At 74.0% G+C, this 17,186-nt stretch carries 16 protein-coding genes; 2 read left to right on the forward strand and 14 right to left on the reverse strand.

Annotation, left to right across the window (positions count from 1 at the left end):
* Positions 1-7: 7 nt before the first annotated feature.
* The 11 genes from EIW28_RS16730 to EIW28_RS16780 all read right to left on the reverse strand — a co-directional run bounded on the left by EIW28_RS16730 (position 8) and on the right by EIW28_RS16780 (position 12,004).
* Positions 8-793, reverse strand: a complete 786-nt coding sequence (locus EIW28_RS16730) for an HpcH/HpaI aldolase/citrate lyase family protein (protein WP_125248829.1) — start codon at positions 791-793, stop codon at positions 8-10.
* Positions 790-1,977 carry a CaiB/BaiF CoA transferase family protein gene (locus EIW28_RS16735; RefSeq protein ID WP_125248830.1) on the reverse strand — a complete coding sequence of 396 codons (1,188 nt, stop codon included), beginning with the start codon at positions 1,975-1,977 and terminating at the stop codon, positions 790-792. The genes EIW28_RS16730 and EIW28_RS16735 overlap by 4 nt, the downstream gene beginning before the upstream one ends.
* Complete coding sequence (locus EIW28_RS16740; protein ID WP_125248831.1) at positions 1,974-3,968, reverse strand: SUMF1/EgtB/PvdO family nonheme iron enzyme; 1,995 nt, start codon at positions 3,966-3,968, stop codon at positions 1,974-1,976. Before EIW28_RS16740 ends, EIW28_RS16735 begins: the two co-directional genes overlap by 4 nt.
* Positions 3,955-4,845: a ribokinase gene (locus EIW28_RS16745; RefSeq protein WP_125248832.1), complete on the reverse strand. Its 891-nt coding sequence runs from the start codon at positions 4,843-4,845 to the stop codon at positions 3,955-3,957. Before EIW28_RS16745 ends, EIW28_RS16740 begins: the two co-directional genes overlap by 14 nt.
* A complete protein-coding gene (locus EIW28_RS16750; RefSeq protein WP_125248833.1) occupies positions 4,830-6,188 on the reverse strand; it encodes an ADP-ribosylglycohydrolase family protein in 1,359 nt (452 codons plus the stop codon). The genes EIW28_RS16745 and EIW28_RS16750 overlap by 16 nt, the downstream gene beginning before the upstream one ends.
* The gene (locus EIW28_RS16755; RefSeq protein ID WP_125248834.1) at positions 6,185-7,354 is read right to left on the reverse strand and encodes an ADP-ribosylglycohydrolase family protein; all 1,170 of its coding nucleotides are present in this window, start codon (positions 7,352-7,354) and stop codon (positions 6,185-6,187) included. Before EIW28_RS16755 ends, EIW28_RS16750 begins: the two co-directional genes overlap by 4 nt.
* A 69-nt stretch (positions 7,355-7,423) precedes the next feature.
* Positions 7,424-8,707, reverse strand: a complete 1,284-nt coding sequence (locus EIW28_RS16760) for an ABC transporter substrate-binding protein (protein ID WP_125248835.1) — start codon at positions 8,705-8,707, stop codon at positions 7,424-7,426.
* Between the two features lie 32 nt (positions 8,708-8,739).
* Positions 8,740-9,519 (reverse strand): carbohydrate ABC transporter permease, encoded by a 780-nt coding sequence (locus EIW28_RS16765; RefSeq protein ID WP_125249062.1) that lies wholly within the window; start codon positions 9,517-9,519, stop codon positions 8,740-8,742.
* Positions 9,520-9,572: 53 nt separating this feature from the next.
* Positions 9,573-10,487, reverse strand: coding sequence for a carbohydrate ABC transporter permease (locus EIW28_RS16770; RefSeq protein WP_125248836.1), 915 nt, complete (start codon positions 10,485-10,487; stop codon positions 9,573-9,575).
* On the reverse strand, positions 10,484-11,497 hold the full coding sequence (locus EIW28_RS16775; protein WP_125248837.1) for a LacI family DNA-binding transcriptional regulator: 1,014 nt from the start codon (positions 11,495-11,497) through the stop codon (positions 10,484-10,486). Before EIW28_RS16775 ends, EIW28_RS16770 begins: the two co-directional genes overlap by 4 nt.
* Positions 11,498-11,686: 189 nt before the next feature.
* Complete coding sequence (locus EIW28_RS16780) at positions 11,687-12,004, reverse strand: DUF3817 domain-containing protein (RefSeq protein ID WP_125248838.1); 318 nt, start codon at positions 12,002-12,004, stop codon at positions 11,687-11,689.
* 162 nt (positions 12,005-12,166) lie between these two features.
* Between EIW28_RS16780 and EIW28_RS16785 the strand changes: the two genes are divergently transcribed.
* Both EIW28_RS16785 and EIW28_RS16790 read left to right on the forward strand, forming a co-directional pair.
* Positions 12,167-12,499 carry an ArsR/SmtB family transcription factor gene (locus EIW28_RS16785; protein WP_232014013.1) on the forward strand — a complete coding sequence of 111 codons (333 nt, stop codon included), beginning with the start codon at positions 12,167-12,169 and terminating at the stop codon, positions 12,497-12,499.
* The gene (locus EIW28_RS16790) at positions 12,499-13,344 is read left to right on the forward strand and encodes an SRPBCC family protein (protein ID WP_125248839.1); all 846 of its coding nucleotides are present in this window, start codon (positions 12,499-12,501) and stop codon (positions 13,342-13,344) included. Before EIW28_RS16785 ends, EIW28_RS16790 begins: the two co-directional genes overlap by 1 nt.
* Positions 13,345-13,384: 40 nt before the next feature.
* Here EIW28_RS16790 and EIW28_RS16795 read toward each other — a convergent pair whose 3' ends face one another.
* From EIW28_RS16795 to EIW28_RS16805, 3 genes are read right to left on the reverse strand one after another with little or no spacing between them, the layout of a single operon-like run.
* Positions 13,385-15,628, reverse strand: a complete 2,244-nt coding sequence (locus EIW28_RS16795; RefSeq protein WP_125248840.1) for a heavy metal translocating P-type ATPase — start codon at positions 15,626-15,628, stop codon at positions 13,385-13,387.
* Between the two features lie 29 nt (positions 15,629-15,657).
* Positions 15,658-16,635, reverse strand: a complete 978-nt coding sequence (locus tag EIW28_RS16800) for a heavy-metal-associated domain-containing protein (RefSeq protein WP_125248841.1) — start codon at positions 16,633-16,635, stop codon at positions 15,658-15,660.
* Positions 16,632-16,844 carry a heavy-metal-associated domain-containing protein gene (locus tag EIW28_RS16805; RefSeq protein ID WP_125248842.1) on the reverse strand — a complete coding sequence of 71 codons (213 nt, stop codon included), beginning with the start codon at positions 16,842-16,844 and terminating at the stop codon, positions 16,632-16,634. Before EIW28_RS16805 ends, EIW28_RS16800 begins: the two co-directional genes overlap by 4 nt.
* Positions 16,845-17,186 lie beyond the last annotated feature (342 nt).

A 17,186-nucleotide genomic window follows, 5' to 3' on the forward strand; every position in this document is an offset into this window, starting at 1 on the left:
TCCGGCGCTACCGGATTCCGAGGATGGCGCGGGCGCGGCCGAGCATCGCGGGGTCGACCATCTCCCCGCTCGGGAGGGTCGCCACGCCGCCGTGTTCGAGGGCGGCGAGGACGGCCTCGGCCCACGCGGTCTCCTCCGGGGTCGGCGCGAAGACCTCGCGGATCACGGGGATCTGCTTGGGGTGCACGGCGGTGCGGCCGCGCAGGCCGAGGGCCCGGCCGCGCTCGGTGTCGGCGCGCAGGCCGTCGAGGTCCTGGATGCGCGGGTAGGCGGAGAGCATCGGGGCGGGCAGGTCGGCGGCGCGGGCGGCGACGAGCAGGCGGATGCGGGCGTGGTCGAGGACGGCGTCGGCCGTCGAGCCGAGGTCGCCGGCGAGGTCGGCCTCGCCGAGCGCGAGCGCGGCGACGGCCGGGTGGGCGGCGATCGCGGCGGCGTGCTCGAGGCCGCGCGCGGACTCGATGAGCGCGGTCAGCGGCAGGCCGGGCGCGAGCGAGGCGACGGCGCCGAGGTCCTCGGGGGCCTCCACTTTGGGGATGCGGAGGCCGACCCGGGCGCCGGTGGCGCGCACGGCCCGGATCTCGTGGTCGGCGCCCGGGTTGACGCGGACCTGGACCGCGGGGCCGCCGGTGCGGCCGCGGAGCCAGGCGGTGACGTGGTCGAGCGCGGCGGCCTTCGCGTCGCCGGCGACGGCGTCCTCCAGGTCGAGGATGACGACGTCGGCGCCGGAGGCGGCGGCCTTGTCGAAGCGGTCCGGGCGGTCGCCCGGGACGTAGAGGGCGCTGACCGGGTTCATACGATCCCCTGCTCCCGCAGTCGTTCCAGCTGCTCGCGGGTGACGCCGACCTCGGCGAGCACCTCGTCGGTGTCCTGGCCGTGGCGGCGGCCGGGCCAGCGGATCGCGCCGGGCGTCGCCGAGAGCCGGAAGAGGACGTTCTGCATCCGGACCGGGCCGAGCTCCTCGTCCTCGACGGTCTGGACGGTGCCGAGCGCCCGGTACTGCGGGTCGGCGAGGACGCCGCGCACGTCGTAGACGGGGGCGACGGCGGCCTGGGCGTCCTCGAACGCGGCCACGACCTCGGCGGTGGGGCGGGCGCCGATCCAGGCGGCGACGGCGTCGTCGAGCTCGTCGGCGTGCTCGGCGCGGGTGTGCCCGGTCGCGAACCAGGGCTCGTCGACGAGGTCGCCGCGTCCGACCAGGCGCATGACGCGCTCGGCGATCGACTGGGAGCTGGTGGAGACGGCGACCCACTCGCCGTCGGCGGTGCGGTAGACGTTCCGCGGCGCGTTGTTCACCGAGCGGTTCCCGCTGCGCGGCTGGAGGACCCCGAGCTGGTCGTAGGCGGTGATCTGGCCGCCGAGGAGCATGAGGATCGGCTCGATGATGGCGAGGTCGACGACCTGGCCGGCCCCGTCGCGGTCGGCGGAGCGGAGCGCGACCATGACCGCGTACGCGGTGGCGAGCGCGGCGATGCCGTCGGCGAGGCCGAACGGCGGCAGCGTGGGCGGCCCGTCGGGCTGGCCGGTGAGGGCCGCGAAGCCGCTCATGGCCTCGGCGAGGCTGCCGAAGCCGGGCCGGCGGGCGTAGGGGCCGGTCTGGCCGAAGGCGGTGACGCGGGCGACGACGAGGCGCGGGTTGGCCTCGTGGAGGCGCTCGGGGCCCAGGCCCCAGCGCTCGAGGGTGCCGGGCCGGAAGTTCTCGATGAGGACGTCGGCGCCGGCGGCGAGGCGCAGCAACAGGTCGGCGCCTTCGGGGGTGCCGAGGTCGACGGTGACGGTGCGCTTGTTGCGGCCCAGGGTCTTCCACCACAGGTTGACGCCGTCCTTCGAGGGGCCGTGGCCGCGGGCGGCGTCCGGCTTCGTCGGATGCTCCACTTTGATCACGTCGGCGCCGAAGTCGCCGAGGAAGGTGGCGGCGATCGGCCCGGCGAACAGGGTCGAGACGTCGAGGACGCGCAGGCCCTCCAGCGGTGCGGTCATGCGGTTGCCTCCGGCAGGTCCCAGGCGATGCGGAATCCGATGCTGCTCGACCGCTCCAGGCCCAGGCCCGGGAGGAGGAGCTTCAGGCTGAACTCGGGGTCGCGCGGGCCCCCGTCGGCGTACCAGTCGGAGCCTTCGGAGCGGTGCGCGCTGCCGCCCTTGAGCATCGTGAAGCGGGTGACGCCGTCGGAGTGCTCGCTCTCGGTCCAGTTCCACACGGCCGGTCGGCGGCGGGTGAAGCCGGGGAGGCCGGCGGCGAGCTGCCATTCGAACTCGTCGGGCAGGCGGGCGCCGGCCCAGGCGGCGTAGGCGCGGGCGTCGTCGAGGGAGACGCCGGTGACCGGGGCCATGGGGTCGGCGCCCTCGGTGCCGCACAGGAACCGGTTCGGGACCTGCGGCGCGTAGCCGGTGCGGTCGAGGAACTGCCGGTACTGGCGGACGGTGACCTCGGTGGCGGCCACGGCGACCGGGCCGGCCGCGATCTCGAGGCGCTCCTCGCGCGGGTCGTGGAGGCGCGGCGGGAGCGGCTTCCACTCCTCGACGTAGGGCGCGCCCTGGTAGAAGCCGGTCTCGCGGCGGCGGTAGGCGACGGTGACGTCGCGGCGGCCGGCCTCGACGCGGACGGCGGTGTTCGGGGGGCTGGTGATCGCCGAGCGCGGGGGCCGCACGCGGACGGCTTCGCGGGCGGGGAAGGCCGCGTCCGAGGAGCCGGGGTCGGCGGCGGCCTCGCGCAGGAGACCGTCGAGCCAGGCGGGGGGCGCGGCGCCGGGCGCGAGTTCGAGGACGCCGGCGACGCCGCGGGCGGGGACCTTGACGGCGCCGGCGACCTCGGTCCCGGCGGTGACGTCGAAGCGGCGGCCCGCGGCGGGGGCCGCGAGGGGGTCGCCGACCCAGTCGAGGTCCCGCCGGTTGATGATCGTCCACAGTGTCAGATCGCCGCGGGTCCAGCGGGAGGCGTACACGCCGGCGGCGACGGCCTCGGGGGTGGCGCCTTCGAGCGGCGCCCACTCCCCGTCGAGGAGGACGTCGGCGGCGGCGCGCTGGACGCGGAGCATCCGGCGCAGCGTGGCCTCGTCGCGGCGGTTCCAGCCGACCCACACGCCGAACACGGCGTCCCACACCAGGACGCCGGTGCCGTTCATCCACGCGGTCTGGAGCTCGCCGGAGTGGTCGCGGTTCCAGCGGCGGATCGAGTGCATCATGTGGCGGCGCTCGTACCAGTGCGCGCGCTGCACGCCGGGCGCCTCGGAGTCGGCGAACCACTGGGCCCAGGACAGGAGGTGGTCCTCGATGCGCGGGTTGGCGACCCGGGACTCGCCTTCGAGGACGTACCCGGCGAGGGCGCGGGTGAGCGCGGCGTCGCCCTCCTTGAGGGTGTCGAGGAAGACGCCGTCGGCGCCGGTCTCGCGCATGAGGTCGGCGAGCTCGGCGGCGTCCTCGCGGCCGGTGCGGCGGGTCCCGGTGTCCCACGGGTTGTAGTCGACGAAGACGCGCAGGCCGCGGTCGTGGAACTCCCGCACGAGGCCGGCGAGGCCGGGCACGTCGCGGTAGTAGTCGAACTGGTTGCGGTCGTCGATGCCGATGACGGGGTAGGCGTGCCAGAGGACGAGGCCGTCGAGGCCGCCCTGGGAGGCGATCGCGTCGAGGAACCGGTCGACGGTGAAGGTCTGGGAGGCGTGGTCGAACAGGCGCTCGTCCCACAGCCACACCTGGGCGACGGCGAAGGCGCGGGAGGCCCAGCGGGTCGCGGGGTCCTCGTACGCCTCGCCGCTGTAGGCGAGGCGGGCGCGGGCCTCGTCGCGCCAGGCGGCGAGGTCCTCGCGCCAGGCGGGCCAGTCCGCAGGGTCGTCGGGCGCGGCGAAGATCTTCGCCACGTCCCCGGCCTCGGGGTCGATCTTCCCGCCCGGGGGCAGGACGGTGGGTCGGTCGATGGGCCGGGGCGCGAGCGGGTCGAACGCGTCGGCGGCGGCCGCGGGGTCAGCGTGCGTCACGGAACTCGCGCACCTCCTCCAGGGTCGGGATGGACGGGACGGCGCCTTTGCGCTGCACGCTGATCGCGGCGGCGGCGGTGGCGAAGCCGGTGGCGGCGACGAGCGCCTCGACGCCGTCGCCGGACAGCGCGGCGGCGAAGGCGCCCACGAAGGTGTCGCCGGCGCCGGTGGTGTCGACGGCGTCGACGGTGTAGCTGAGGACGGGGACGGGGTCCTCGCCGGGGGAGCCGACGAGCGCGCCGCCGGCGCCGAGCGTGATGACGACGGCGCAGCCGTGCGCGGTGAGGGCGGTCATCGGGTCGGCGCCGGGCCCGGCGAGGGCGGCGGCCTCGTGCTCGTTGACGATGAGCACGTCGGCGCCGCGCAGGACGGGGGGCGGGACGGGGGCGGCGGGGGCGGCGTTGAGGACCACGCGGGTCCCGGCGGCCCGGGCGACGCGGACGGCTTCGGCGACGGTGTCGAGCGGGGTCTCGAGCTGGAGGACGAGGACGTCGGCCGCGGCGACGGCTTCGCGTTCGGCGGCGCTGAGGTCGGTGAGGCGGGCGTTCGCGCCGGAGTCGACGACGATCGAGTTCTCGCCGCGCCGGTCGACCAGGATCGCGGCGGTGCCGGTGGAGGCGTCGACGCGCCGGTCGAGGAGGGTGATCCCGGCGGCGCGGGCCTCGGCGGCGAGGCGGTCGCCGGCGTCGTCGCGGCCGAGGGCGGCGATGAAGCGGGTGTCGGCGCCGGCGCGGACGGCGGCGACGGCCTGGTTGTTGCCTTTGCCGCCCGCGTAGGAGGCGGAGCCGGCGGCCAGGACGGTCTCGCCTGGCGCGGGGAGGCGCTCGACTTCGTAGACGAGGTCGAGGTTGGCGGAGCCGATCACGAGGACGCGCATCGGGAGACCTCCAGGGTGCGGGTCGCGAGCTGTGAGAACCGGGCGCCGGCGAAGCCGGGCACGGAGGTGGCGTAGCGGTCGTCCAGGGGCGCGGTCCACTGGTCGGGCAGCGCGCGTGCGCCGGTGATCGCGCCGGTGAGGGCGCCCGCGGTGGCGCCGACGGAGTCGGTGTCCCAGCCGCCGGAGACGGCGAGGGTGACGGTGCGGTGGAAGTCGCCGCCGCCGCGGGCGAGCGCGAACGCGAGGAGGGCGGCGTTGGGAAGGACGTGGACCCAGTGGAGGTGCCCGTACTCGGCGTGGAGGGCGTCGATCGCGGCCTCGTCGTCGAGGTCGCCGTCGGCGAGCGCGATGCCGCGCGCGAGGGCGGCGGCGTAGCGGCTGCGCGGCGGGACGACGGAGCGGCCGGCGGCGAGGACGAGGTCGACGGGCGCGCCGGCGACGGCGGCGGCGCTCGCGGCGGCGGCGAACATGGCGCCGTAGATCCCGTTGCGGCCGTGGGAGAGTCGCGCGTCGGTCCAGGCGAGGAGGGCGGCCTCGACGGGCAGGCCCGGGCGGGTCCAGCCGTACAGGTCGGTGCGGATCTGGGCGCCGATCCAGTCGCGGAAGGGGTTGCGGACGGCGCCGGCCCGCTCGGGTTCGACGCCGTCGAGGAGGTTGCGGTAGGCGATGCGCTCGGCGGTGAAGACGCGGCCCCCGGGGAGGAGGTCGAGCCAGGCCTGGGCGACGTGGTCGGTGGTGAAGCCCTCGCCGTGCCGTTCGAGGAGGGTGAGGGCGATGAGCGGGAAGTTGAGGTCGTCGTCCTCGGGCATGCCGTCGATGTGCTCGGCCAGGCTGGTGGGGCGCGAGCGGCGGTTCCACGGGTACCGGGCGGCGACGGCGGGGTCGAGGCCGCGCTCGGTGAAGTAGCCGCGGAGGGGCCAGTTGCCGGTGGACCGGGCGATGGCGCGGATGCCGTCGAGCGGGAGCTTCTCGACGGGTTTGCCGAGGAGGCAGCCGGCGGCGCGGCCGAGCCAGGCGCCGAGGACGCGGTCGTGGAGGTCGCCGGGGTCGGGGAGCTCGGGCGGGCGCGCGAGCGCGAGGACGGGCCCGGGGTCGTCGGGTTCGGCCTCGGCGAGCCCAGGCGGGTCGGGGAGGCGGTCGAGGTCGTCGAGGAGTTCGCGGGCCAAGGCGCGCAGGGCTTCCGGGGCGGGCTCGGGGGTCGCGCCGGAGGCGGGCGGGTCCGCGGGGCCGCCGGCGGCGGTCCAGCGGTCGCGGATCGCGGCGGCGTCGCGGCCGTCGAGCCGGGCGGCTTCGAGGGCGTGCGGGACGAGGTCCTCGGGCTGGGTCCAGGAGAGGCGGATCATGCGGCGGCCCCGGCGTAGGCGGCGCGGGCGGCGGCGACGCCGGCGGCGCGGGCGGCGTCGGCGGCCCACACGTCGCGGGCGACGGCGGCGATGACGGGCCCGGTGGCGGTGACGTCGATGCGGCTGGCGTCGGAGACGTCCGCGACCCAGTCGGCGGGGACGGCGGCGAGGCCGCCGAGGGCTCCGGCGAGGGAGCCGGCCATGACGGCGATGGAGTCGGAGTCGCGGCCGTAGTTGACGGACCCGAGGACGGCGTCGCGGTAGTCGCCGCGGGCGGCGACGAGCATGCCGAGGGCGATGGGCAGCTCCTCGATGGCCTTGGTGCGGCTGGGGATGCGGGCGTCCATCGCGGGGGCGCGGTAGTCGGGGCCGACGGTGTCGTACGGTTCGACGGCGCGGCGCAGGTCGGCGAGGCCGGTGCGCCAGTCGGTGACGCCTCGGGCGGCGTCGGTGACGGCCGCGATGGCGTCGCGGGTGCCGTCCTTGGCGAGGCGGAGCGCGGTGGCGACGACGGAGGCGACGTCGGCGCCGGGGCGCATGGCCTCGGCGACGGCGGCGGCGTAGACGCCGGCGGCCTCGCGGCCGTAGGAGGACTGGTGGGCGCCGGCGACGTCGACGGCCTCGGCGTAGGCGGCGTCGGGGGCCCCGGCGTTGACGATGCCGATCGGGGCGGCGTACATGGTCGCGCCGCAGTTGACGATGTTGCCGACCCCGGCCTCGCGGGGGTCGACGTGCCCGTAGTGGAGGCGGGCGACGAGCCACTTCTCGGCGAGGAAGATCCGGTGCAGCAGCAGCGCCTCGGACTCGAACTCGGGGATCCACCGCTTCTCCCCCATGAGGAGTGGCACCAGGTGGGCGGCGACGTCGTGGGCGGTGAGGTGGTCGCGGACGGTGCCGTAGACGTCGACGAGCGCGGCCGTCATGAGGGTGTCGTCGGTGATGTGCCCGTCCCCCTTGTGGTACGGGGCGATGGGGCGGGCGTTGCGCCAGTCCTCGTTGAAAGGCGGCACGATCCCCTCGATGAATCCGCCGTAGCGCCGCTGGATCGCCTCGGGGGTGTTCCCTTCGGCGGCGCCGCCGAGCGCGTCGCCCACCGCGGCGCCCGCGAGCGCGCCGGTCGCCTTGTCCGCCAGCAGGTCCGTCGCGGCGGTGTGCGGCAGGTCCATCGTGTCTCCTCTGTGTCGGTTCGGTGCCCGCCGGGGCTCGGCCCCGGCGGGCGGGGTGTGCGGCGGGGGTCAGCCCAGGTCGTTCCAGCCGTCGGTGAGCTGCGTGCGGAGCTCGTCGACGGTGATCTCGTCCGCCAGGTACTGCTGGAGGGCGGGGGTCGCGTACTGGTCCTTCCACTGCGGGTAGTTCACGGCCGACTGGAAGGGCGCGGCCGACAGGCCCTCGCCGGAGGCGAGGATGGCGTCCCAGCCGTTGTCGCCGGCGGTCTGCTCGGCGACGAGGTCGCGGGCGGCGGTCGAGGACGGGATGAGCCAGTCGCCCTGGGCGAGCGCGGCCTGGTGGTCGGCCTGCATGAAGAAGTCGATGAACGCGGCGGCCTCCTCGACGTGCTCGGACTCGGCGGCCACGGACATGGTCTGCGGGTTGGCGGCCTGGGTCGCGCCGGCGGTGCCCGCGAGCGGGGGCAGGACGGCCCAGTTGAAGCCCTCGGGCGCGGACTCGGTGATCTGCTGGGCGATGTAGTTGCCGGCGACGTACATCGGGTAGGTGCCGTCGAAGAAGCCGGGGAGGACGTCGGAGCCGGACTGGGTCAGCGAGACCGGGTCGAGGGAGGCGTCGTCGTAGGCCATGGCGTGGATGCGCTCGGGCACGGCGAGTTCGTCGTCGCCCACGGTGATCTGGTCGCCGTCGAAGAACGTGCCGTCGAAGCCGAGGGCGAGGTTCATGACGGCGGCGGTGGGCTGCTGGAGGCCCCAGCCGAGGCCGAAGCCGCCGTCGGCGGCGAGCTGGGCCGCGAGGCCCTGGAAGTCGTCCCAGGCGAGGCTCTCACCGGTCGGGAGGGCGACGCCGGCGTCGGCGAACGCGTCGGTGTTCGCGAAGACCACGTAGGACTGGAGCAGGGTCGGGGCGGCCACGACGGACCCGTCGGAGGCGGTCACGGTGCCCCAGATGTCCTCGGAGACGGCGGCCTTGGTGTCGTCGCCGAGGTAGGGGCTCAGGTCGGCGAGGTAGCCCTGCTCGGCGAAGCCCATGATGTCGGCGGACTCGTCGTGGATGACGTCCGGCGCGGTGCCGCCCTGGAACTGGGTGACGAGCTGGTCGTGGACGTTGTCCCAGGAGCCTTGGACGAGTTCGACCTGGACGTCGGGGTTGGCCTCGTTCCAGGCGTCCACGATGTCCTGCGTGGCGGCGATGGTGGTGTCCTGGTAGGCGAGGGACTGGAAGGTCAGGGTCACCGTCCCGCCGTCGCCGGAGTCGTCGCCGACGCCGAAGGCGGAGCAGCCGGTGAGCGCGAGGGGCAGGGCGAGGACGCCTGCGACCGCGGCGACGCTGGCGCTGGTGCGAGTGCGCATTGCTTTCTCTCTTTCCGTGGTGGTCGGTGCGGTCAGCCTTTGACCGCGCCGCTGAGGAGTCCGGCGGTGAGCCGTTTCTGGATGAGCATGAAGAACACGAGGCTGGGCAGGCACGCGAGGAGCGCGGCGGCGGCCAGCGGCCCGAGCTGGACCTGCCCCTCGGCGCCGACGAAGCGGGCGAGGGCGAGCGGCAGGGTCTGCATGTCGGGGTCCTGGATGAGCACGAGCGCGAAGAAGAACTCGTTCCAGGAGTTGATGAACGTGAACAGGCTGGTGGCGACCAGGCCGGGGGCGAGGAGCGGGAGGACGATCTTGCGGAGCGTCTTGAACCGGCCGGCGCCGTCGACGGCGCTCGCCTCCTCGAGTTCGACGGGGATCGCGGCGACGTAGCCCTGGAGCATCCACAGCGCGAACGGGAGCGCCCAGACGGCGTAGACGAGGACCAGGCCGAGGAGGGTGTTCACCAGTCCGATGTTCTTGAGCAGCAGGAACAGCGGGATGATGATGAGGATGAACGGGAACACCTGGGAGAGCAGGATCCAGCCGGTGGCGGCGGCGCGCAGCCGGGTGCGGAACCGCACCAGCGCGTAGGCGGCCGGGAGGGCGACGGCCGTGACGATCGCGGTGGTGGTGGCCGCGGTGAGGAGGCTGTTGCCGGCGGCGCGGAACAGGTCGGCGCGTTCGATCGCGGCGGTGAAGTTGTCGAGGTTCAGGCTCTGGGGCAGGAAGGCCGGGTCGGGCGAGCGGATCTCGCGGTCGGTCTTGAACGCGGTCGTCAGCAGGAACACCAGGGGGAATCCGAGGAAGGCCATGTACGCCGCGAGCGCCAGGTACTGGAGCGGGCGGGTGGCGGGGCTGCGCTTGGTCACTGGTGCCTCCTCCGCATCTGGGCGCGCAGGTACAGGAACAGGAAGGCGCCGATGAGGACCACCATGACGTTGCCCATGGCGGCGGCGTAGCCGAAGTTGCCGTACCGGAACGCCTCGTTGTAGGCGAACAGGCTCGGCAGCATCGTGGTCCCGCCCGGGCCGCCCGCGGTGAGGACGAACACGAGGGCGAACGAGTTGAAGTTCCAGATCAGGTCGAGCGTGGTGATCGCGGTGACGATGGGCCGCAGGGCGGGGAGGGTGACGTGCCAGAAGCGGCGCCAGGTGCTCGCGCCGTCGATCGCGGCAGCCTCGTTCAGCTCGGCGGGCACGGACTGGAGTCCGGCCAGGAGCGTGATCGTGGTCTGCGGCATGCCGGCCCACACGCCGACGACGATGACGACCGGGAGCGCGATCGCGGACTCGCCGAGCCAGTTGACCGAGGACGGCAGGCCGAGGGTCTCGAGGGTGCGGTTGACGGGCCCGTAGTTCGGGTTGAGCATGAGCTGCCACATGATCGCGATGATCACCGGGGGCATCGCCCACGGGATGAGCGCGAGCGTGCGGGCGAGCCAGCGCAGCCGCAGGTCGAGGTTGAGCAGCAGCGCGAGGCCGAGCGAGGCGAGGAACTGGAGGGCCGTCACGCTGAAGGCCCACACGAGGCCGATCTTGAAGGAGTTCCAGAACAGTTCGTTCCCGGCGAGGGCGGCGTAGTTGTCGAGGCCGTTGAAGTGCGTCTCGGCGTTCAGGCCGGCCTGGGCGTCGGTGAAGCCGAGGGCGACGCCGTACACGAGCGGGTAGACGCTGAACAGCATCACCGGGAGCAGCGCGGGGAGGACCAGGAGCCAGGCGTCGCGGCCCTCGGCGGAGCGGCGGCGGGCCCGGGGCGGCGCGGGAGCGGCGAGGGCGGTCATGCCGGTCCCCCGGTGGACTCGCGGACCGACAGGGCCGGGGGGATCACGATGCGGCTGACGGGCGCGCCCGGTTCCTGGATGCGGCGGATGAGGAGCTTCGCGGCGGCCTTGGCGCGCTTGGCGGAGCCGAGGTCCACGGAGGTGAGGGAGGGGGTGGCGAGTTCGGCGGCGTCGGTGTCGTCCATGCCGACGACGGCGACGTCCTCGGGGACGCGGGTCCCGGCGGCGGCGAGCTCCTTGAGGGCGGCGACGGCGAGGAGGTCGTTCGCGCCGATGATCGCGTCCGGGCTGGCCTGGCCGAGGAGCGCGGCGGTGGCCTTGCGGCCGGCGCGGTAGGTGAACGCGGTCGCGGTGACCTGGAGTTCGGAGGAGGTGGCGAGGCCGAACCGCTCGACGGCGGCGAGGTACCCGGCGAGGCGGGCCGAGCCGGGGACGGTGTCGACGGGGCCGTTGACGAGCGCGATGCGGCGCCGGCCCTGGGCGACGAGGTGCTCGACGGCGAGGCCGATGCCGGTGGCGGAGTCGGCGCGCACGTTGTCGAGGGCGACGTCGGCGGGGAGGGTGCCGATGACGACGATCGGGAGGCGGCTGGACCGCATGGCCTCGATCAGGTCCTCGGTGATGCGCAGCGGGCTCATGAGGAGCCCGTCGGCGTAGCCGCGGTTGAGGCTGGTGACGAGGTCGATCTGGGCCTGGGGGTCGCTGCCGGTGGAGGAGACGACGAGCCGGTACCCGGCCTTGGCGACGATGCCGGTGACGGTGCGCATCATCTGCACGTAGACGGGGTTGCCGACGTCGGCGACGGCGAGGGTGATCTGGTCGGTGCGGCCGGTGCGCATGGTGCGGGCGCTGGCGTGGGGGACGTAGCCGAGTTCGGCGGCGGCCTCCCTGACCTTGCGCGCGAGCTCCGGGCTGGCGGAGCCGCCGTTGAGGACCCGCGACACGGAGGACACGGAGACCCCGGCCTTGGCGGCCACGAGCTGGAGGTTGGACTTCGGTGTCTCAGCCATCCTCATCCCTGCGAGGTAGGAGGGGTTTGGGAACGTTCTTAAGAACGTTTCCAAGCACCATAGCAGAGATCCCCGGGAACGCAACACCAGTCACACCGGTCTCGCCGCGGGGTATGTCGCCGCAGGCGGGAACGGCGAAGCGCGCCTCCCGGTCGTCCGGCGGCGCGCTTCGGCCGGGCGTCGGCGGCGCTAGGCGGGCTCGGCGGCGGCCTCGGCGCGGAGGAACTCCTCGCGCTTGCGGTGGTGGAACCAGAACGGCGCCAGGGGGACCACGGCGCACACGAGCGCGAGGAGCGTGGTGCCGAAGCCCCAGCCGAGGCGGCGGCGCACGAGGAGGGTCGAGCCGACCAGGAGCACGAACAGGGCCCCGTGGAGGGAGCCGAGCGGCATCACCAGGTCGATTTCGGAGACGCGGCTCAGCAGCGAACCGAAGACGAGCAGGAGCACGAAGGACCAGCCCTCGGCGAGGGTGAGCATCCGGTACAGGAAGACGGGGTTCTTTGCCACCGCGGGCCCCTTTCAGAGTGGTTTCCGCGCCGAACCTAGCACTGGGCCCCTGGAGGCGGCCCGGCGTGGAGTGCGCCTGCGCCGCAGCCCACCCGCGGGCGGTTGACGAACCGGCCCGTCCTGGTATATGAATGAAATGGTATATAACTGAGGGGGTATGCAATGGAGGTGTCCGCGGTCTTCGAAGTGCTCGCGCTGCCGGCGCGGCAGGCGATCGTCGAGCGGCTCCGGGAGGGGCCCGCGACGGTGGGCGAGCTGGCCGGGGCCCTGGGGCTGAGCCAGCCGCTCGCGTCGAAGCACCTGCGGGTGCTGCGGGATTGCGGGTTCGTCAGCGTCCGCGCCGATGCGCAGCGACGCTGGTACGAGCTGCGCCCTGAGCCTCTGCGCGAGGTCGACCGGTGGCTGGAGCCGTACCGCTGGATGTGGGAGGAGCGTCTCGACCGGCTCGGGGACCGCTTGGACGCCATGGCCCGGCATGAGGACGAGGAGGAGTGATGTCCGATCCCGAGATGCTCGCCGACCGCGGCCGACCGGCCGTCCGGATCGAGCGGCGCTACGACCACCCGATCGACCGCGTCTGGCGCGCGGTGACCGAGCCCGCGCACCTCGCGCAGTGGTTCCCGTTCGGCGCCGACCTGGAACTGCGCGCGGGAGGGAAGGCCGACTTCGGCGAGGGCGGCGAAGGCGAGGTCCTGGAGGCCGACCCTCCACGGTTCCTCGCGTTCACATGGGGCGGCGACAGGCTGGAGTTCACGCTGGCCGAGGAGGACGGCGGGACCCGGTTCACGCTCGTGCACGGCTTCGACGACCGCGGCGGGGCGGCGAGCTTCGCGACCGGGTGGGAGCAGTGCATGGCGGGCCTGGTCGAGGTCCTCGCCGACCGAACGCCGGGCGATCCGGGCCGCGGCGTCGCCCGCCACGAGGAGCTGGCAGCGCGATTCGGGCTCAACGAGCCGCAGGTGGACGAGGGCCCCGGCGGCTGGACCGCGCGGTTCGAGCGGCAGCTCGTGTGCCCGGCGAAGACCGCGTGGGATCTGTTCTTCGGCGGGAAGCGCGCCCCGGGCGTGGGCGCGGAGTTCCGGGCGCCGCAGGCCCCGCATGTGCTGCTGGGCACCGTGACCGAGTGCGAGAGGCCGACGTCCTTCGCGTTCGTCGTCGCGCAAGGCGAGCCCGGAGGGGAGGTGCGGCTGCGCCTGGGCGAGGGCACCGGTCACGGCGCGCGGCTGTTCCTGGAGGTGCGCGGAGCCGACCCCGCGCAGCTCGACGCGGCCGTCGAGCAGTGGGGCGTCGGCGCGGTCGAGCACATCGCGGCCGAGGCGGCGAGGCTCGCGACCGCATAGAGCAGGGCCCGCCGAATATCGGCGGGCCCTGCTCGTGCCGCTAGAGCGCGCGGCTCTTGAACGAGCGCAGCCGCAGGCTGTTGCCGACCACGAAGACGCTGGAGAACGCCATGGCCGCCCCGGCGAGCATCGGGTTGAGCAGGCCGAGGGCCGCGAGCGGGATCGCCGCGACGTTGTATCCGAAGGCCCAGAACAGGTTGCCCTTGATGGTGCCGAGGGTGCGCCGGGAGAGCCGGATCGCGTCGGCCGCGCCGCGCAGGTCGCCGCGGACCAGCGTGATGTCGGCGGCCTCGATCGCGACGTCGGTGCCGGTGCCCATCGCCAGGCCGAGGTCGGCCTTGGCGAGCGCGGCGGCGTCGTTGACGCCGTCGCCGACCATCGCCACGACCTTGCCCTCCTCCTGGAGGCGGGCGACGGCCGCGACCTTGTCGGCGGGCAGGACCTCGGCGATGACCTCGTCGATGCCGACCTCGGCGGCGATGCGCTCGGCCACGACCTTGTTGTCGCCGGTGAGCAGGACCGGGGTGAGGCCGAGGGCCTTGAACTGGGCGACCGCTTCAAGGCTGGTGGGCTTGACGGTGTCGGCGACGACCAAGACCCCGCGGGCCTCGCCGTCCCAGGCCACGGCCACCGCGGTCTTGCCCTCGCCCTCGGCGGCGGCCTTCGCGTCGGCCAGGGCCGGGCCGAGTTCGAGCGACCAGTCCTCCAGGAGGCGCTCGCGGCCGACCACGACGTAGTGGCCGTCCACGACGCCTTGCACGCCTTTGCCTTCCACGTTCTGGAAGTCCTCGACGGCGGGCAGCTCGACCTCCTCGGCCGCGGCCTTCGCGATCGCCTGCGCGACCGGGTGCTCCGAGGCGTACTCGAGGGCGCCGGCGAGGCGCAGCAGCTCGGCGCGCTCGACCCCGTCGGCCGCGACGGCGTCGACCAGGGTCATGCGGCCGGTGGTGACCGTGCCGGTCTTGTCGAGCACGATGGTGTCGACGCGGCGCGTGGACTCCAGGACCTCGGGGCCCTTGATGAGCACGCCCATCTGGGCGCCGCGGCCGGTGCCGACCAGGAGCGCGGTCGGCGTGGCGAGGCCGAGGGCGCACGGGCAGGCGATGATGAGGACCGCGACGGCGGCGGTGAACGCCGTGGCCGCGGGGAACCCGGCGCCGAGCCAGAACCCGAGGGTGCCGACGGCGATCGCGATGACGACCGGCACGAAGATCCCCGAGACGCGGTCGGCGAGGCGCTGGACCTCGGCCTTCCCCGACTGGGCCTCCTCGACGAGGCGGGCCATCTGGGCGAGCTGGGTGTCCGCGCCGACGCGGGTGGCGCGCACGGTGAGGCGGCCGCCGGCGTTCACGGTGGCGCCGGTGACCGGGTCGCCCGCGCCGACCTCGACGGGCACGGACTCGCCGGTGAGCATGGAGGCGTCGATCGCGGAGGTGCCGGAGACGACGACGCCGTCGGCGGCGATCTTCTCCCCCGGCCGGACCACGAACTCGTCGCCGACGGCGAGCTGGGCGATCGGGACGCGGGTCTCGGTCCCGCCGCGCAGCACCGCGACGTCCTTGGCGCCCATCTCGAGCAGGGCCCGCAGGGCCGCGCCCGCCCGGCGCTTGGAGCGCTTCTCGAAGTAGCGCCCGGCGAGGATGAACATGGTGACGCCGGCGGCGACCTCGAGGTACAGGTTGGAGGCGCCGTCGCTGGGCTCCACGGTGAACTCGAACGGGTGGGTCATGCCGGGCGTGCCGGCCGTGCCCCAGAACAGGGCGTACACCGACCAGGCGAACGCGGCGAGCGTGCCGACCGACACGAGCGTGTCCATCGTGGCCGCGCCGTGGCGCAGGTTCGTCCACGCGGCCTTGTGGAAGGGCCACGCGGCCCAGGCGATCACCGGCCAGGCGAGGGCGAGGGAGAGCCACTGCCAGTACTCGAACTGGAGGGCCGGGGCCATCGACATGGCGATGACCGGGACCGACAGGACGATCGAGGCGATGAGGCGGTCGCGCAGGGAGGTGAGCTCGGGGTCGGGGCGGTCCTCGGCGGCGGCCTCCGGTTCGGGGGCCTTGGGGAGGGCGGCGGTGTAGCCGGTCCGCTCGACGACGGCGATGAGCTCGGCCGGGTCGGTGCCCGCGGGGGCCTCGATCTGGGCCTTCTCGGTGGCGTAGTTGACGCTGGCGGTGACGCCGTCGAGCTTGTTGAGCTTCTTCTCGATCCGCATGGCGCAGGAAGCGCAGGTCATGCCGCCGATCTCGAGTTCGATGCGGTTCGCGGCGGCGGGGGCCGATGCCATGGCACTTCTCCTTTCTGCTGCTCGGTCGCTCAGTCGTCGTGGGCGTCGGTGCCGTCGTGCCCGTGCGGGGACGCGGACTCGGCGGGCGCGGCCGGCTCGGTGCCGTCGGTGTCGAGGACGAACGGCGCGGTGTGGACCTGGCCGTCGACCTGGAAGTCGAGGTAGAGCAGGTAGCGGCCCTCGGTGGGCGCGGCGGTCGCGAACACGATCCGCGGCCCCGACGTGGTGCCGGGTTCGGGCTCGTCGCCTTCGGGGTGGACGTGGAGGTAGCCGAGGTCGCCCTCGCGGAGGGCGACGAGGTGGCCCCAGGCCCCGAGGTAGGGCTCGAGGGCGGTGACGGGCGCGCCGTCCTTCGCGACCTCGACGGTGAGCTCGGTGGTGGCGCCCGCGGCGAGGTCGCCGGTGAGCGTGACGTCGAAGCCGTCGACGCTGGCGGTGCGGGTGACCGGGTTGTCGGCGCGGGGCGCGTACTCGCCCGCGACCTCGACGGTCTGCGAGAGCGTCACGTCGAGCTCCTCGGCGGTGTCGCCGGGCACGAAGTCGGCGAAGACGCGGTAGGTGCCGGGCTGGTTCCAGGACCAGGGCAGGGACCAGGTCTCGCCGTCGAACTCGGGGTGGACGTGGCGGAACTCGGCGCCGTCGGCGCGCACGACGATGAGGTGCAGGTCCTTCTCGTGGGACTCGGTGTACTCGGTGAGCGGCGCGCCGCCGGGGGCGGTGATGCCGAAGGCGAGCACGCCCTCGTCGCCGACCGCCGCGGGGGCGGTCACCGCGCTCATGACGTAGCCGTCCTGCTCGATCGACAGGCCGCGGACCGGGTCGGCCTCGTGGCCGCCGTGGTCGTCCTCCGCGCCGCCCTCCATGTCCATGTCGTGCTCGGGTTCGATCTCGTTCAGGCGGTCTTCGACGACGCCGTCGGGGACGACGTTCGCGGCGAGCGCGAACGTGCCCCCGAACAGCGCGGCGAGTCCGAGGCCGAAGGCGCCCAGTCGGACGGGGGTCTTCATGACAGGCGCACCGCCTCGTAGCCGGCCTCGTCGACGGCGGCCACGACCGCGGCGTCGTCCACCGGGCCGTCGGCGGTGACGACGAGCCTGCCGGTGGCGGCGCTGACGTCGATCCGCTGGATCGGGCCGATCTTGCCGACCTCTTCGCGAACGGACATCTCGCAGTGCCCGCAGGTCATCCCGGTGACCTGGTACTCGATGACGCTCATGACGACTCCTCTCGCTCAATCATACCCCTGGAGGGTATCTCTTGACTCAGAATTTATACCCCCAGGGGGTATCAAGTCAAGAGCCGGGTCCCACTTTTCGCGAACATCCGGCTTCTCACGGCCGCGGACGCTGGCACCTCCCCGTCTCGCGCCGGGGCAAGGCGGCTCAGGCGTCCATCTGCCGCAGCATCTCCGGGCCAGCCCGCCCCCACGACCCTGACCGAAGGGGTCGGCGACCCGGAGGCCTTGGTCCACTGGAGTAGGTCCCGACGCGAGCCGGCGAGTCGCATGCCCGTTCAAGCGCTCCTCGTTGCATGTCTGGATAGAGCCCCGATGTGTTTG

The organism is Glycomyces terrestris (assembly GCF_003933745.1).
Taxonomy (GTDB): Bacteria; Actinomycetota; Actinomycetes; order Mycobacteriales; family Micromonosporaceae; genus Glycomyces; species Glycomyces terrestris.

Bases quoted from the DNA above. Each gene is read 5' to 3' on its own strand.
- EIW28_RS16730 (WP_125248829.1), bottom strand. From the start codon at position 793: ATGAACCCGGTCAGCGCCCTCTACGTCCCGGGCGACCGCCCGGACCGC.
- EIW28_RS16735 (WP_125248830.1), bottom strand. From the start codon at position 1,977: ATGACCGCACCGCTGGAGGGCCTGCGCGTCCTCGACGTCTCGACCCTG.
- EIW28_RS16745 (WP_125248832.1), bottom strand. From the start codon at position 4,845: ATGCGCGTCCTCGTGATCGGCTCCGCCAACCTCGACCTCGTCTACGAA.
- EIW28_RS16750 (WP_125248833.1), bottom strand. From the start codon at position 6,188: ATGATCCGCCTCTCCTGGACCCAGCCCGAGGACCTCGTCCCGCACGCC.
- EIW28_RS16755 (WP_125248834.1), bottom strand. From the start codon at position 7,354: ATGGACCTGCCGCACACCGCCGCGACGGACCTGCTGGCGGACAAGGCG.
- EIW28_RS16760 (WP_125248835.1), bottom strand. From the start codon at position 8,707: ATGCGCACTCGCACCAGCGCCAGCGTCGCCGCGGTCGCAGGCGTCCTC.
- EIW28_RS16765 (WP_125249062.1), bottom strand. From the start codon at position 9,519: ATGGCCTTCCTCGGATTCCCCCTGGTGTTCCTGCTGACGACCGCGTTC.
- EIW28_RS16770 (WP_125248836.1), bottom strand. From the start codon at position 10,487: ATGACCGCCCTCGCCGCTCCCGCGCCGCCCCGGGCCCGCCGCCGCTCC.
- EIW28_RS16775 (WP_125248837.1), bottom strand. From the start codon at position 11,497: ATGGCTGAGACACCGAAGTCCAACCTCCAGCTCGTGGCCGCCAAGGCC.
- EIW28_RS16785 (WP_232014013.1), top strand. From the start codon at position 12,167: ATGGAGGTGTCCGCGGTCTTCGAAGTGCTCGCGCTGCCGGCGCGGCAG.
- EIW28_RS16790 (WP_125248839.1), top strand. From the start codon at position 12,499: ATGTCCGATCCCGAGATGCTCGCCGACCGCGGCCGACCGGCCGTCCGG.
- EIW28_RS16795 (WP_125248840.1), bottom strand. From the start codon at position 15,628: ATGGCATCGGCCCCCGCCGCCGCGAACCGCATCGAACTCGAGATCGGC.
- EIW28_RS16800 (WP_125248841.1), bottom strand. From the start codon at position 16,635: ATGAAGACCCCCGTCCGACTGGGCGCCTTCGGCCTCGGACTCGCCGCG.
- EIW28_RS16805 (WP_125248842.1), bottom strand. From the start codon at position 16,844: ATGAGCGTCATCGAGTACCAGGTCACCGGGATGACCTGCGGGCACTGC.